The organism is Cryobacterium luteum (genome assembly GCF_900110125.1).
Classification (GTDB): domain Bacteria; phylum Actinomycetota; class Actinomycetes; order Actinomycetales; family Microbacteriaceae; genus Cryobacterium; species Cryobacterium luteum.
Genome location: NZ_FOCN01000001.1, coordinates 374,337 through 389,985, shown reverse-complemented (window position 1 = coordinate 389,985; position 15,649 = coordinate 374,337). Strand labels below are relative to the sequence as shown.

At 67.7% G+C, this 15,649-nt stretch carries 11 protein-coding genes; 6 read left to right on the top strand and 5 right to left on the bottom strand.

The genetic code is table 11. The features are described 5' to 3' along the window. Nucleotides 1-20 precede the first annotated feature (20 nt). Nucleotides 21-1,130 (top strand): alpha/beta hydrolase, encoded by a 1,110-nt coding sequence (locus BMW72_RS01960; RefSeq protein WP_241983980.1) that lies wholly within the window; start codon nucleotides 21-23, stop codon nucleotides 1,128-1,130. Between the two features lie 24 nt (nucleotides 1,131-1,154). Here BMW72_RS01960 and BMW72_RS01955 read toward each other — a convergent pair whose 3' ends face one another. After that, a complete protein-coding gene (locus tag BMW72_RS01955) occupies nucleotides 1,155-1,793 on the bottom strand; it encodes a LysE family translocator (protein ID WP_092106676.1) in 639 nt (212 codons plus the stop codon). A 121-nt stretch (nucleotides 1,794-1,914) separates the two neighbouring features. Between BMW72_RS01955 and BMW72_RS01950 the strand changes: the two genes are divergently transcribed. Further along, on the top strand, nucleotides 1,915-2,472 hold the full coding sequence (locus tag BMW72_RS01950) for an acyl-CoA thioesterase (protein ID WP_092106674.1): 558 nt from the start codon (nucleotides 1,915-1,917) through the stop codon (nucleotides 2,470-2,472). 41 nt (nucleotides 2,473-2,513) lie between these two features. On the opposite strand, the gene BMW72_RS18610 is transcribed toward BMW72_RS01950, so the two are convergent. Then, a complete protein-coding gene (locus tag BMW72_RS18610; protein ID WP_092106672.1) occupies nucleotides 2,514-3,194 on the bottom strand; it encodes an HNH endonuclease signature motif containing protein in 681 nt (226 codons plus the stop codon). Between the two features lie 214 nt (nucleotides 3,195-3,408). Here BMW72_RS18610 and BMW72_RS01940 point away from each other — a divergent pair, with 214 nt between their 5' ends. Beyond that, entirely contained in the window at nucleotides 3,409-4,329 is a 921-nt protein-coding gene (locus BMW72_RS01940; protein WP_166787775.1) for an NAD-dependent epimerase/dehydratase family protein, read from the top strand. 4 nt (nucleotides 4,330-4,333) lie between these two features. On the opposite strand, the gene BMW72_RS01935 is transcribed toward BMW72_RS01940, so the two are convergent. The 3 genes from BMW72_RS01935 to BMW72_RS01925 form a co-directional block, all read right to left on the bottom strand. Next, on the bottom strand, nucleotides 4,334-4,840 hold the full coding sequence (locus tag BMW72_RS01935) for an SRPBCC domain-containing protein (protein ID WP_092106668.1): 507 nt from the start codon (nucleotides 4,838-4,840) through the stop codon (nucleotides 4,334-4,336). 71 nt (nucleotides 4,841-4,911) lie between these two features. Continuing rightward, the gene (locus BMW72_RS01930) at nucleotides 4,912-6,486 is read right to left on the bottom strand and encodes a phytoene desaturase family protein (protein ID WP_092106666.1); all 1,575 of its coding nucleotides are present in this window, start codon (nucleotides 6,484-6,486) and stop codon (nucleotides 4,912-4,914) included. Nucleotides 6,487-6,694: 208 nt separating this feature from the next. Next, nucleotides 6,695-7,654, bottom strand: coding sequence for a LysR substrate-binding domain-containing protein (locus tag BMW72_RS01925; protein WP_092106664.1), 960 nt, complete (start codon nucleotides 7,652-7,654; stop codon nucleotides 6,695-6,697). Nucleotides 7,655-7,811: 157 nt separating this feature from the next. Here BMW72_RS01925 and BMW72_RS01920 point away from each other — a divergent pair, with 157 nt between their 5' ends. From BMW72_RS01920 to BMW72_RS01910, 3 genes are all read left to right on the top strand, one after another. Continuing rightward, nucleotides 7,812-11,393 (top strand): proline dehydrogenase family protein, encoded by a 3,582-nt coding sequence (locus BMW72_RS01920; RefSeq protein ID WP_092106662.1) that lies wholly within the window; start codon nucleotides 7,812-7,814, stop codon nucleotides 11,391-11,393. A 189-nt stretch (nucleotides 11,394-11,582) separates the two neighbouring features. Beyond that, complete coding sequence (locus BMW72_RS01915) at nucleotides 11,583-12,605, top strand: 3-oxoacyl-ACP synthase III (RefSeq protein ID WP_092106660.1); 1,023 nt, start codon at nucleotides 11,583-11,585, stop codon at nucleotides 12,603-12,605. Between the two features lie 217 nt (nucleotides 12,606-12,822). Beyond that, entirely contained in the window at nucleotides 12,823-15,642 is a 2,820-nt protein-coding gene (locus BMW72_RS01910; RefSeq protein ID WP_092106843.1) for an alpha/beta fold hydrolase, read from the top strand. Nucleotides 15,643-15,649: the final 7 nt, after the last annotated feature.

The window sequence follows — 15,649 nt, the reverse complement described above, 5'->3', positions numbered from 1 at the left end:
AACCGACTTAACCTCAATCAGTGAATCACACCAGCACCGCGTTCGGCACCGTTCGTCCCACCCCCACCTCCTCGCACCGTTCCGCGTCAACGGGGAGGGCCGCCACAACGGCCAGGGCCTGGCTGCACGACATCCGGTTGCACGCCGACGGAGTGACCGTCGACCGGTCGGCGCACCGGGAAACGGGTATCCGCCGGCTGCCCGTCTGGGCGTGGCGCGCGCTGATGCTGCGCCGGGAGACCCCGGTGCACAAATTCAACCTGAATCCGATCGATTCGGTCGAGTACGATCTCGATCTCGATTACGTCGGCGATGGCGAGAAAATCCATCGACTCGACGTGTTGTCGCCCAAACGCGAAGGCAGCGCGCAGCCACTCCCCGTCTACGTGTACTTTCATGGCGGCGGCTGGACCTCGGGCGACAAGGACCCGCTCACCAAGTACTGCGCGACTCAGGCCGCTGAGGGCATGATCGTGGTCAACGCGAACTACCGCATGGCCACACGGTTCCAACTGAAGCACATGATGCAGGACGGTAACGCGGTGCTCGACTGGGTCGCCCGCAATATCGCCGCCTACGGGGGAGACCCGACCCGGATCGTGCTCGGCGGTGACTCGGCCGGTGGCCACATTGCGGCGCTGCTCACGGCTGCAGCCTACGCTCCGGAGCTCGCCGAGCACTACGGCATTCGCCCGCCGGTCGCCGCTCGTAACCTGCGCGGCCTGGTGCAGCACTGCAGCATCGCCGACTTCTCGGTATTGTTCGACCGCGGCTTCGTTTTGAGCCTCAACTTCGTGCGGATGCTGCTGCCCGAGCGCGGCCGCGGACAGCACCTGCGCTCGGCGGCGCGGTTCATGTCCCCGATCGAGTGGCTCGACCGGGGATTTCCGCCGGTGTATGTCACGACCTCAGAGCGGGACTACTTCTACCGCGCCAACCTCAACTTCATCGAGGCGCTGCGGGCACGCAAGATTCGGGTTGACACCCTCATTTACGGCCGGCGCAGCGTCAACACCAAGCACACCTGGCAGCAGGACGACACGCATCCGGAATCGCAGGAGGTCTACCGCCACCTGGGCGCCTTCGTGCGTGCCGTCGCGCCGCGGGCGGTAGCTGCCGCCTCGGTGTGAATCGGTCGGTTGTGAATGGGGCGGTCAGGACCGCGCGCCGGTCGCGGCGAGCACCCCGCCGAGGCCGATCATCATGACGCCGCCGGCCGACGACAGGTTCTCGATGCGCTTCGGCGACTGGGCGAACCAGGCCCGGGCGGTGCCGGCCGCGAGGGCCCAGGTGCTGTCGCCGAGCAGGGCGAGCACCACGAACACCAGCCCGAGCACCGCGAGCTGCAGCGGCACATCCCCGGCCCGGTAGTTCACGAACTGCGGCAGCACCGCAATGAAGAACACGAGCGATTTGGGGTTGCTCAGCCCCACGACGAATCCCTCGAGCACGAGCCGCCACTTGGTCTTGCCGGTCACGCGGGCCTCGCTCAGCTGGGCGGCCGTGCGCCGTGAGCGGATCGCCTGTACCCCCAGATAGATGATGTAGGCCGCGCCGACGAACTTCACGATCGTGAACAGCAGCACCGACTGGGTCACGATGGCACCGAGCCCGAGCGAAACCGCGAGGATCACCGGAATCAGCCCGAGGGCATTGCCGAGCACGCTGAGAAACCCGCCTAGCCGGCCGAGGGCGAGCGATCGCCCGATCACGAACAGCACGGTCGGACCGGGAATGACGATGAGCGCGATCGATGCGAGTGCGAACGTCAGCAGGGTGGGCAGGGAAACCATTCTTGAATGGTAGACCTGTGGCACATCGTGCACGTGCGTCCCGCTCAGGCAGCGGATGCTGGCGCTCACCCACAACCGATGCCGCCGCGCGAGTCGACTTCGTTAGCATCGGGGTGTGCATATGATCTTTCGAACCCTCCTCCACGCCCTGCTCTCGAAGTTCGGGCCGCGCCTCGGTCATTTCGACGTGGTGCGCACCAATTTCGTGACGATGCCCACCGACCTGGACATCCTGCGGCACATGAACAACGGCGTCTACCTGTCGATCATGGACGTGGCTCGTTTTGACATGCTGCACCGCACCGGCGTCTGGGCCATCTTCCAGCAGCGCGGCTGGTATCCCGTGGTGGTCTCCGAGACCATCAGCTTTCGCAAGTCGCTCACGCTTGGCCAGAAGTTCACGGTGGAGTCGCGCATCCTCGGTTTCGACGAGAAGGCCGTTTATGTCGAGCAACGCTTCGTGCGACCGGATGCCGAAGGTGTGTTGGAAATCTATTCTCACGGCTACATCCGCGGCCGCTTTCTCAAGCGCACCGGCGGCGTCGTGACAATCGACGAGCTGCTCGAGGCGATCGGTGTCGCCCCCGACGGCGTGAGTGTTCCCGAGTGGCTGCTCGAGTGGAGTCGCAATGCCGCTGCCCCCGCCACGCGAGCTCCCGCGCCCAGCATTTGGCACTAACCTCTGCTGATTGGGAAGCGCTCACCGAGCAACGAGTAGTTCTAGGTGCGCCAGGGTGGTTCGGGGCTGGGGGTGTTGGCGCGGTGGGTGTGGGCTGGCCGCCAGGTTTGGGTGGGGTCCCAGAGCAGTGGGCCGCGTACCTGGGGTCGGCCGTTGATCATGCGGATCTGCCAGCCGTTGGTGTCGATGGTGTGGTGATGAAACCAGCACAAATTTGTTCCGGTGTCGACGTTGGTTGGTCCGCCCTTGCCGGCGGGGATGATGTCGTGCACTTCGGTCCAGCGGGCGGGGATGGTGCAGCCGGGGATGATGCAGCCGCCGTCGCGGGCGGCGATGGCGGCGCGTTGTTTGGGGGCGAAGCGGCGCACCGTCTCGCCGAGGTAGAGCATGGCGCCGTTCTCGCCGAAGATGACGTGTTGGGAGCCGCCGGTGCAGATGGTTTCCTTGACCCGTCGCATCGAGATGGGCGCGTCGATGCCGTCGATCCAGCCGACGCCGCGGCCTGCCTGGAGGTCGGTGGTGGAACGTAGTCTGGCCCCATCGAGCTTACGACCGAGACCCTCGAGTGCCGCCAGCACCGCGATGGCCTCAGCATCGTCGAAGTACCCAAAGGTCACACCGTCAAACGCCGCCGCCAGAAGGGCACCGGCCTGAGCGACCGCCTCAACCCGGGAACCCTCCGGCACGGGACCGGCTGCGGCGGGCGGGGCGGTGAGGGTCATGGCGACGGTGCCTCCTTCACCCACAATTCTACCGCACACCACCCCTAAACGCGAGAGAATCTCAGCAATAAACTGACAGAAATTCGGAATTAACTATGACTTCGCACTCGGGCGATTCCTGATGGATCATGTGGCAAAAGACGGTACGGAGCACCGCTTGTCTGTCAGACTCGCCGAGAACAGACCACTGTGACAGGCGAAGCGAATGGACCCCATGAACACACACCTCGTTGTCGGAGCCGGCCTGATCGGCCGACCGCTCGCTGAACGCCTCGTTGCGCGCGGCGACACTGTGACCATTGCGACCCGGTCCGGCTCCGCCGTCGCCGGAGCCACGACTCGGGTGTTGGACGCGAGTGATCCGGTTGACTTTCCCCGCGCAGCAGCGCATGCCTCCACCATCTTTCTCTGCACGAATCCGCCCTACACCGATTGGGCGGCGCAGTGGCCGCCCATCTACGACGCGGCGATCGCGGCGGCATCCGCTTCGGGCGCACGCATCGTAGTCATGGGCAATCTCTATCCGTACGGGTCCCCGACCGGGGCCATGACCGAACACTCCCCGGAAACCACGACGGAGACCAAGGGACTCGTTCGCCGGGCCGGGTGGGCGAAGCTGCGCGCCGCCCACGATGCCGGCCACATTCAGGCCGTCGAGGTGCGGGCGAGCGACTACTTCGGGCCGGGAGCCACCGGCACCGCGCACCTCGGTGAGACCTTCTTCACCGCGGTGCGGCGCTCGAAAACAGCTCATGTCGTGGGCAAACCACAGCTCGCGCACAGTTGGAGCTACCTGCCCGACATCGTGACCACCCTCATCGCCGCTGCGGATTACACCGGTGACTGGGGCCGAATCTGGCACGTTCCCAGTGCAAGCGTCAGCCGCTCAGACATCGCCGGGCAGCTCAATCACCAGTACGGCTCGCGGGCGAAGGTCTCCGGGTATCCGCAGTGGCTGCTGCGCTCGCTCGGCGTGGTCAACCCGCTCATGCACGAGGTGTGGGCCTCGAGTTACCAGTTCGTCGTGCCGTTCGTCATCGATTCCACCGAGACGCAGCGTGAACTCGGAGTGACCGCTACGCCATGGCACGAGGCGCTTATCACCACTGCCGAGAGTTATCGCAGCACGAAGTGACCGGTCAGGCGGTACGCACCGGAACGATGAGGTCCTTGTAGAACTGGGCGTGCGCGGGGTAGTAGTGCTCCCACTCCGGCAGTAACAGACCGGCCCGCGAGGCGACCAGGCGATCGAGGTAGTAGTCCCAGCCCGGCCCGACCGTGGCGGCCTCAGACGCAGAGCGTAAGCGTTGCCCGAACGTGAGGTTCGTCATGCCGTCGCCCTCGACCAGGTGGAACAGCGCGCGCCAGGAGTCCTCGCCCTCGCCGAAATCGCCGTTGAACCGATGCGGAGCCTGGCATTCGCGAATACTCACGTACTCCCATTTGGCGTCCGGCTCCGCCGTCATCTTGAATTTGACCGCTCCGGTCGCCGGCGAGCCGGTATAGGTGCCGATCCACTTCTCGAGCTCGGCCGGCCGGGTCAGGCTGGCCCAGACCTGTTCGATCGGCGCATTGAACAACCGATTCAGCATGAGATACAGGCCGTCTTCGCGGTGAACGAGGCGCCCGGTGGGCTTGGCTGACATGGTGACCTCCACTGTGAGTGAAACGCGAGTCTTAACTCAGGCTAGGCCCTATTGGGCCCCTCGGCTATACGTCAGGACCCCTCCAAAACGGCCATGGCGGCGTTGTGGCCGCCAAGCCCGCTGACCCCGCCGCCGCGCCGTGCTCCGGCCCCGCAGATCAGAATGCGAGCATGCTCGGTGGCGACTCCCCAGCGCTCGGCGGGCGTGTCGCGCGGCGCATCGTCGTCGAGGAACGGCCACGAGAGGGGCCCGTGAAAGATGTTGCCGCCGGGCAGGTTGAGGGCATGCTCGAGATCGAGGGTGGTCTTGGTTTCGATGCAGGGGTGACCGTCGGCATCCGTCATCAGCAGTGCTTCGATCGGTTCGGCGAGCACCGAGTTGAGCGAGGTCAGCACGGCGGCCTGCAGCTGGGCCCGCATCGACGTGTTATTGCCCTCGGAAAGCGCCCGATTCGGGGTGTGCAGCGCGAACACGGTGAGGGTGTGCGCCCCGGTCGCGGCGAGCTCGGGCGGCAGAATGCTCGGATCCGTCAGCGAATGGCAGTAGATTTCGCACGGCAGCACGCTCGGAATCTCGCCGGCCAGAGCCTGCGCGAACGCGGTCTGCAGCTGCTCGTAGGACTCATTGATATGAAAGGTGCCGCCGAAGGCCGCTTCGGGAGACACGCTCGCGTCCTTCAAGCGCGGCAGCCGGGTGAGCAGCAGGTTGACCTTTACCTGCGCGCCTTCCGGCTTCGGTTGGGCCGGCGAAGAAGCGGATGCCCCGCCCGCGGCCAGCAAACCCTGCAGCACCCACGGCGCCACGTTCGCCAGCACCACGCCTCCGGTCACAGTTTGCAGCCGCCCGTGCTGCCGGTAGGTCACCACGCCGTCGGCAGTGAGGGACTCGACGTCGGCGCCGACGTTGAGACGAGCGCCGGCGCTGTGCGCCGCCCGTTCGAGCGCCCCGGTCACGGCGCCCATCCCCCCGATCGGTACGTCCCAGTCTCCGGTGCCGTTGCCGATCACGTGGTACAGAAAGCAACGGTTGGCGTCGAGGCTCGGATTGGTGAGGCTTGTGAACGTGCCGATCAGGCCGTCGGAGGCGACGACGCCGCGCACCAGATCGTTGTCGAACCGGTCGGAGATTACCTCGCCGAGCGGCCGCTCGATCAAAGAATTCCAGAGTGCATCGTCGCCGACCAGCCGCCGGGCCTCCGAGCGGGTGAGCAGCGGTTCACACACCGTCGGAAACACCGCCCGGGCCAGGCGGGCGGTGTCGTCGTAGAAGGCGGTCCAGGCCTTGAAATCGGCTGCGGCACCCATGCGCGCGAACGAGGCTCGGGTCGCGTCGGCGTCTTCGTGGTCCACGAGCAGTCCGGCAGCCGAGCGCCCCGGCGTATACGACGAGTATCGACGCCGCGTCAGCTCGATGTCGAGCCCCAGCTCGCGAATGATTCTCGTGGGCAGCAGGCTGACGAGGTAGGAGTAGCGCGAGAGGCGCGCACCCGTGCCGGGGAAGGCATCCGCTGAAATGGCGGCGCCGCCGACCTGCGCCTCGCGCTCGAGTACCACCACGCTGCGCCCGGCCTGGGCCAGGTAGGCGGCGGCGACGAGGCCGTTGTGGCCGCCCCCGAGAATCACGACGTCGTGTGTAGGTTCGCTCATGGCCAGAGCCTAGCGAGCGTCTCCTCATCGCCCCGTGGCTAATTCAGGAAATCCTGCCGACCGCGCACCGGGCTGCCGCACTGGTTCAGGAGTTTGGGGCTCGTCGGCTGGTGATTTTCCTGAATTAGCCACCGGGGGAGCGGGGCAACCGGGTGCCAGGGCCCGAAAAGTCGGCAAAATGTGCCAACTCGGCCCCAAACTGACCCGGCTAGACCGGCGCGAGGGGCTCGAATGGGCGCGGCGGCTCGAGCGGGTCGGACTCGGTGGGCTTGGCGACCTTGCTCACCGCGCGGTCGAGGGCGCCGCGCACCGCGACCACCCCCGGACGCTCTGCACTCGACCGCCGCGCGGCCGAGAACAGCGTGCGGTGCGGGGTGCCCGGAAGGTCGTGCAGCTGCACGGCCGGCATGCGCCCGGCCCAGACCAGGTCGGGCAGGATTCCCACGGCGTTGCCCGATTCGATCAAGCGGATGTGCGCGATCAGGTCGGCGGTCTCGAACCGCACGTCGGGTTCGAACCCGGCCGAGCGGCAGAGCTGCGTGGCCCACTGCCGGGACGCGGTGCCGACCGGTTCCATCACCCACGGCAGCCCGGCGGTCTCTTCGAGGGTCGCCGCGGTGACCCGCTCGGTGCCCGCCGGCGGCACCGCGAGCCGCAGCGCATCCGTCGCGAGGTTGATCCGGTCAAGGTCGGGCCAGTGCGCGCGGGTGTGGCCGGGGTACTGCTCGGCGAGCACCAGGTCGAAGTCGCGCGCGGCGACCTCGAACAGACCGCGCTCGGGCTCCCGCTCGGTCACCTCCACCCGCAGCGCCGGAAAGTCCTCGGCCAGCAGCGTGAGCGCCCGTGGAATCACCGCGAGGGCCGCCGATTGAAACACGGCCACCCGCACGGTGCCCGACACGGTCGTCGTGCTCGCGCGCAGGTCGGCTTCGGCGAGCTCGAGCCGTTCCAGCAGGTGGGTGGTGTGCTCGACCAGAATCTCGGCCTGCTGGGTGAGCTGCACCCGGCGGCCCACCTTCTTGAGCAGCACGACGCCGGCCTCTTTTTCCAGCAGGGCAAGCTGCTGCGACACCGCCGAGGGGCTGTAGGCGAGCGCCGTAGCGACCCCGGCGAGGGTGCCGCGAATCTTCAGTTCGCGCAGCAGCCGCAGGCGCCTGACATCCAGCATGCGTCGCCCCTTACACCGTTCGCCGTCCCGGAAACCAAATCATTAGAAATTCTAACGAATATTATGCATAAACAATTGCTTTTGCTAAATATAGGCTGGCCCCAGACTTGAACCACCAGAGCAACCCATCCGCGAACGAAAGACTAGTCTCGTGACCATGACCAACGCCTCCACCCGTCCCGCCAACGAGGATTTCAGTTCGGAGGTCGTCACGCTCGTCAAGAAATGGCTCGACGAAAGCGCCACCATCCCAGCGGATGCCGCGGCCGAGCGGCTCGCCGGCGTGCTGAAGGACCCGAACGGCCTGGACTTCACGGTGGGCTTCGTTGACGGCGTCATGCGCCCCGAAGACAAGATGGTCGCCGGCTACAGCCTGGCCAAGGTGGCCAAGAAGGCACCCGGCTTTCTGCCGCCGCCCATGCGGGCGGCCATCGGGCTCGGCGGGATTCTCGGACCGGTGCTGCCCTGGGTCGTCATTCCCGCCGCCCGCACCGTGCTGCGCCAGATGGTCGGTCACCTCGTCGTTGACGCGACCCCCGACAAGCTCGGCCCGGCGCTCGCGCACCTGAAAGAGGGCGGCAACCGCCTCAATATCAACCTGCTCGGCGAGTCCGTGCTCGGCGAGAAAGAAGCGCTCGAACGCCTCGAGGGCACCAGGCGCATCCTCGAACGCCCCGACGTGGACTACGTCTCGATCAAGGTGTCGTCCATCGCCAGCCAGCTGTCGATGTGGGCCTTCGACGAGACCGTTGCCCGCGTGATCGAACGCCTGACGCCGCTGTTCGAGTTCGCAGCGGCATCCGCTACCCCGAAGTTCATCAACCTCGACATGGAGGAATACCGCGACCTCGACCTCACCATCGCGGTGTTCGAGGGGCTGCTCGACCAGCCCCAGCTTGCCCAGCTCGAGGCCGGTATCGTGCTGCAGGCCTACCTGCCCGACGCCCTCAGCGCCATCCAGGGCCTCACCCACTGGGCCCAGAACCGCCGCGCCGCGGGCGGTGCGCCGATCAAGGTGCGCCTGGTGAAGGGTGCCAACCTCGCCATGGAGCACGTCGACGCCGCCGTGCACGACTGGCCGCTCGCGACCTTCTCGAGTAAACAGGAGAGCGACACCAACTACAAGCGGGTGCTCAACTGGGCGCTCACCCCGCAGAATACCGACGCGGTGAAGCTCGGCATTGCCGGGCACAACCTGTTCGATGTGGCTTGGGCGCACCTGCTCAGCGTCGCCCGCGGCGTCGACGATCGGGTCGAGTTCGAGATGTTGCTGGGCATGGCTACCGGCCAGGCCCAGGCCGTGCGCAAGGACGTCGGCCAGCTGCTGCTCTACACGCCCGTCGTCGACCCCGCCCAGTTCGACGTGGCCATCAGTTACCTCATTCGCCGGCTTGAAGAGAACGCCAGCCAGGAGAACTTCATGTCGGCCGTGTTCGAGCTGACCAGCAACCCCGAGCTGTTCAACCGCGAGAAGGCCCGCTTCCAAGCCTCCCTCGACGCCCTCGACGACGTAGTTCCAACCCCCAACCGCGTGCAGGATCGCTCGAGCAGCTACGACCTGGATCGGCTTGCCGCCGCCCACACGGATGCCCGCAGTCAGGGCGTCGAGACCGCTTCCGACGTCGACCCGCAACTGACCAGTGCACTTCTCGGTATCACCCGCGGCTCGGTCCCCCTGCAGTCGAGCTTCCACAACGAACCCGACACCGACCCTTCGCTGCCCGCCAACCGGGCCTGGGGGCGCCGCATCCTGGCTCGCGCCGACGCTTCCGTTCTCGGTACCGCGACCATCGAAGCCGCCGCCGTTCCCGACGAGGCAGCGCTGGGCACCATCATCGACGGCGTCCTTGAAGCCGGCGCAGCCTGGGGCCAGAAGACCGGCGCCGAACGCGCCGCCGTGCTGCACCGCGCCGGCCTGGCGCTCGCCGCCAACCGCGACCGCCTGATCGAGGTCATGGCGAGCGAGTGCGGCAAGACCATCGCCGAGGGTGACGCCGAGGTGAGCGAGGCCGTCGACTTCGCCCACTATTACGCCGAACGAGCCAAGGACCTCGACCGCGTGCAGGGCGCCATCTTCGTGCCGTCCAAGCTCATCGTGGTCACCCCGCCGTGGAACTTCCCGACCGCCATTCCGGCCGGCGGTATGCTCGCCGCCCTCGCCTCCGGTGCGGGCGTTGTCGTCAAGCCCGCCACGGTTGCCCAGCGCACTGGCGCGGTCGTCGTCGAAGCCCTCTGGGAAGCCGGAATTCCGCGCGAGCTGCTCGCGCTGGTCAACCTGCCCCACCGCGACCTCGGCGCCAAGCTCATCGCGCACCCCGCGGTGAATCGGGTCATCCTCACCGGCGGCTATGAGACGGCCGAGCTGTTCCGTTCGTTCCGCCAGGACCTGCCCCTGCTCGCCGAGACCAGCGGCAAGAATGCCATCATCGTCACCCCTTCGGCCGACTTTGACCTCGCCGCCGCCGACGTCGTGAAGAGCGCCTTCGGGCACGCCGGCCAGAAGTGCTCGGCCGCGAGCCTGGTGATTCTGGTCGGATCGGTCGCGAAGTCCGAACGGTTCCTCGGACAGCTGGTGGACGCTGCGACCTCGATCAGGGTCGGCCCGGCGAGTGACCCGGTCACCCAGATGGGCCCGATCATGATGCCGGCCGCCGATAAGCTGCTGCACGCCCTGACCACCCTCGGCGCGGAAGAGAAGTGGCTGGTCGAGCCCAAACAGCTCGATGAGACCGGCAAGCTGTGGTCGCCGGGCATTCGCACGGGCGTCGCCCCCGGATCGTACTTTCACCTCACCGAGTTCTTCGGACCGGTGCTCGGGGTGATGCACGCGCGCAACCTGGAAGAGGCCATCCGCTTGCAGAATGCCGTCGACTTCGGGCTTACCACCGGCCTGCACTCGCTCGACGCCGACGAGCTGGCTCTCTGGGTCGACACAGTGGAAGCTGGCAACCTCTACGTGAACCGCGGCATCACCGGCGCCATCGTGCAGCGCCAGCCGTTCGGTGGCTGGAAGCGCTCCGCCGTGGGCGCTGGCACCAAGGCCGGCGGCCCGAACTACCTGCTGGGTCTCGGCAGCTGGGTCAACGAGCCCGGCCGCAATAGCTCGACGCTGCACCTGCGCGGTCTCGAGCAGCGCGTCACCGACATCATCGAGGCCAGCCAGCCCTTTCTCGACTACGCGGACTTCGACGTGCTGCGTCGCTCGGCCGTGAGCGACGCCCTAGCCTGGCGTGAAGAGTTCAACGTCGTGCGTGATGCGACCGACCTCGGCGTGGAGCGCAACCTGTTCCGCTACCGCGCGCTGCCGGTCACCGTGCGTCTGACCGAAACCGGCACCCTCGCACAGCTGTTGCGCGTGATCGCCGCCGCGACCCTGTCGACGTCGCGCTTCGACGTGTCGAGCACCGTGCCGGTGCCGCCCGCCGTGCGCAACATCCTCGCCGAGCGGGAGATTCCGGTGGTCGTCGAAAGCGATGAGGAATGGCTGACCAGAGCACGCTCCGGCGGTATCACGACCAGCCGCGTGCGCCTCATCGGCGGCGACCCGGTGCTGGGAGCGCGCCAGGCGGCATCCGCTCTCGCCGAGGCCCTCAGCGGCAGCCCCGACATTGCCGTGTTTTCGAACGCGGTCACCCAAGCCGGTCGCATCGAGGTGCTGCCGTTCCTGCGCGAACAGGCCATCTCGATCACCGCCCACCGGTTCGGCAACCCGAGCACCCTCTCCGAGGGCGTGATCTAGGCCCGATCCGGTTCGTAACTGCGGTTATTCTCACTTGATTTGGGGCGGCTGAAGGCGAAATCTCCGCAGGTCTGCGCGGGCAGGCGCGACCGGGCACACAGGCTACGCGCGGTTTACATACAGTTTCGTGGGGCAAACTCCTAGGGGACGTATGATTACCGCTGTCCACAATTCGACAGGGGTTCACGCTTGAACGGAAATGCGACGACGACGCATCGAAACGTCGCTTTGTTGTCGGTCGCCAGCCTGATGGCGCCCCTCATCACGACGTCGGAAGAGATCGATCTTCGGCTGAAGCCGGTTCTGGCGCGCCTCAAACTGCCGACCGGGCTGCTGCAGCGTGTGGCCGGCGTGTACGAGCGCCGCAACTGGGGACCGAACGAGACTTTCGACGACGCCGCGGTCAAGGCCGGCAAGATCGCCTTGAAAGAGGCCGGCATCAAGCCGAGCGACGTGGGCCTGCTCATCAACACCTCGGTCACTCGCAAGCACCTCGAACCCTCGGTGGCCGTGCGCATTCACCACGGACTCGGCTTGCCGTCGTCGGCGATCAACTTCGACATCGCCAACGCCTGCCTCGGCTTCGTCAACGGCATGACCCTCGCCGCACAGCTCATCGACAGCGGGCAGATCAAATACGCCGTGATCATCGACGGCGAAGACGCCGACGAGATCCAGACCAACACCATCGACCGCCTCGGCCGCCCGGGAATCAAGCGCAAAGACTTCATGAGCGAGTTCGCGAGCCTCACCCTCGGCTCGGGCGCTGCCGCTGCCGTGCTCGGCCCAGCGGATGCCCACCCCGGCGGCCACCGCATCCTCGGCGGCGTCACCCGCGCGGCCACCCAGTTCAACGGGCTGTGCGTCGGCAGTGTCGACGGCATGTTCACCGACGCGAAGGCGCTGCTCAAGGGCGGGATGGAACTGGTCGTCTCGGCCTGGACCGAAGCCAAACGCGACTGGAGCTGGTCGAACATGGACCGCTACATCGTGCACCAGGTCTCGGACGTGCACACCAATGCCATCGTCAAGGCCACCGGCATGGACAAGACCAAGGTGCCGCTGACCTATCCAACGCTCGGCAATGTGGGCCCGGCATCGATTCCGATCACGCTTTCCCAGGAGGCGTCGAAGCTGCAGCCGGGCAACCGGGTGCTGCTGATGGGGGTCGGCTCTGGCCTCAACACCGCCATGATGGAACTCGTCTGGTGATCGGCGGTGCCCGGGCCCAGTCTCGCCGTCTGCGAGATGCCAACTTCGGCTCCATGAACCGCGCAACCGCCCACGAGATGCCAATTTCGGCTCCATGGAACGGTGAAAAGGGGCCGAGAATGGCATCTCACAAAAACCAAGGGGCCGAAAGTGGCTTCTCGGGCCTAAGAGGAGTGTGACCGAGATCCGCGCAACCGCAGCTTCCCGACTTCCGCGCATGGTGTCGGCCGTGGCGACCCTGCCACCGACCGGGCTGGCCGGGCTGCGGCCGGAGTGGTCGCGGCTGGTCGAGGTCGCCGAGAGCGGCGCGCCCGGCGTCACCCACGGCTGGCATGTGCTCGACAACGGCGCAGAGCTCGATGCGCTTGGCGTGATTCCGGTCGGAACCATTCTGTGTGTGCACGGCAACCCCACCTGGTCCTATCTCTGGCGCAGCCTGCTCTCGGCCGCAACGGATGCAGCACAGTCCGGCGCGCCCGCTTGGCGCGTGATCGCCGTCGACCAGCTCGACATGGGTTTCTCGGCCCGCACCGGGGGTTTTCGTCCCCTCGCCCGCCGGGTGCGTGACCTCGGCGATCTCACCGACGCGCTCGACCTGACCGGCCCGGTGATCACCCTCGGCCACGACTGGGGCGGCGTGGTCTCGCTCGGCTGGGCCGTCGACCACTCCGACTTACTGTCCGGTGTCATGCTGCTCAACACCGCGGTGCACCAGCCGGCCGGCGACCAGGTCCCGGCGCCGCTGCGGCTCGCCCTCGCGCGCGGCATTCTCGGCCCGGCGACCGTCGCGACGCCGGCGTTCCTCGCCACGACGCTGAACCTCGCGCATCCGCCACTGTCGACCGAGGTCAAGCGCGGCTACCGCGCGCCGTACCGCACGAGCGATCGTCGAGGCGGAATCGGCGGCTTCGTCGCCGATATCCCCGTCGCGCTCACCCACGAGAGTCGGCCCGAACTCGACCGCATCGCCGAGGGCGCGCGCGCTCTCACGGTGCCGACACTGCTGCTCTGGGGTCCGCGCGACCCGATTTTCAGCGACCGCTACCTCGACGACCTGGTCGAACGGATGCCACACGCCCGCGTGCACCGGTTTGAGGGGGCCGGGCATCTGCTCGCCGAAGACGCGGACTACGCCGCTGCCGCGCTGCTCTGGCTCGGCGACGCGGCCGCGCCAGCTCCGTTGGCCGAGCCTGTCGAGACCGCCGTGGGCGCACCGGCGGCCGCGTGGGAAGCCGCGGGGACGCATCCGCTCTGGCATTACCTCAACGAACTGCAGAACTCCGACGACACCGCCCTCGTCGACATGCTGCCAGCCCCGCGCAGGGTCAGCTGGCGGCTGCTGTCGCGCCGAGTGCGGCAGATCGGCGCCGGTCTCGTTCACATCGGCGTCAAGCCCGGCGACCGCGTCTCACTGCTCGTGCCTCCAAGCGCCGACCTCACCGCAGTGCTCTACGCCTGTGTGCGCATCGGCGCGATCGTCGTCGTAGCGGATGCCGGCCTCGGCCTGGCCGGCCTCACCCGCGCCGTGCGCGGCGCCCGCCCCGACTTCGTCATCGGGGCCGCTCCCGGCCTGATGGCCGCCCGCGCTCTCGGCTGGCCGGGACGCAAAATCTCGGTCGCCCGCTTTCCGGCCCCGATGGCCCGCCTGCTCGGCGTGGAGCACACCCTGGCCGAGCTGATCGACCTGGGACAGGCCAGGCTCAGCGCCGGCGACGATCTTCCGCCGGAGCCCGCGCCGAGCGACCCGGCGGCCGTGCTGTTCACCTCCGGGTCGACCGGCCCGGCCAAGGGCGTCGTCTACACGCACGGGCAGCTCTCCGCGGTGAGCCGCGCCCTCTTCCTGCAGTACGGCGTGGGCGTCGGCACCGGCCTTGTGGCCGGCTTCGCCCCGTTCGCGCTGCTCGGCCCGGCCCTCGGTGCTCGTTCGGTCACCCCCGACATGGACGTCACTGCGCCCAAGACCCTCACCGCCACCGCGGTCGCGGCCGCCGTCGCCGCGGCTGCTGGTGAAACTCGAGGCGCGACGGTCGTCTTTCTCTCGCCCGCCGCCCTCGTGAACGTCGTCGCGACCGCCGCCGCGCTCGAGCCAGCCGACCATGCAGCCCTCGCCGGCGTGCAGCGTTTTCTCTCGGCCGGCGCGCCCATCTCCGAGAGCCTGCTCGCCCAGGCCGCCGCCCTCATGCCGCACGCAACCGCGCACACCCCGTACGGCATGACCGAAGGCCTGCTCATGGCCGATATCACCCTCGACGGCATTCGCGAGGCAGCCGCGAGCATCGCCAACGTTCCCACAGCGGATGCCGCAGCCCACGACGGCGAGTCCGCCACCCTGCTCCAGACGGCGGTCTCGACCAGCAGCGCTGCTGCGGCCGCGAGCGCTCCGGCTGCACGCGAGTCGGTCTCGGCCCTGAACCCGGCCGGGGGCGTCTGCGTCGGGGGGTCGACCGCGACCACGCGCATCCGCATCAGCGCGCTCGACGCGAGCGGGGCATCCGTTGGGGAACTGTCGGTCGAGCCCGACGTGACCGGCGAGATCGTGGTGTCGGCGCCGCACGTCAAGGATCATTACGACCGGCTGTGGCTGACCGAGCGGGCCTCGCGGCGCGGTGCCGTCGAAGGCGAACGCTGGCACCGCACCGGCGACGTCGGCCACCTCGACAGCGCGGGCCGGCTCTGGGTCGAGGGCCGAATGCCGCACGTCATCGTGACGGCCGACGGTGTGGTCACCCCGGTCGGTCCGGAGCAGCGCATCGAATCGCTTGCCGAGGTATCACGTGCCGCCTTCGTCGGTGTCGGTCCGGTCGGCACGCAGCAGCAGGTTGCCGTGGTCGAAACCGTGCCGCCGGCCCGCCGGGTGCACCGGGCGCCCGAGCCGCTCGCCGCCGCCGTGCGCGCACGGGTTGGCACGCCGGTCGCCGCCGTTCTGGTCGTGCCGGGCCTGCCCACCGATATTCGGCACAACTCCAAGATCGACCGCAGCCGTCTGTCGCGCTGGGCCACCGGCATCCTCTCTGGCGGGCGCTGGACTCAGCCATGAGGGGCGC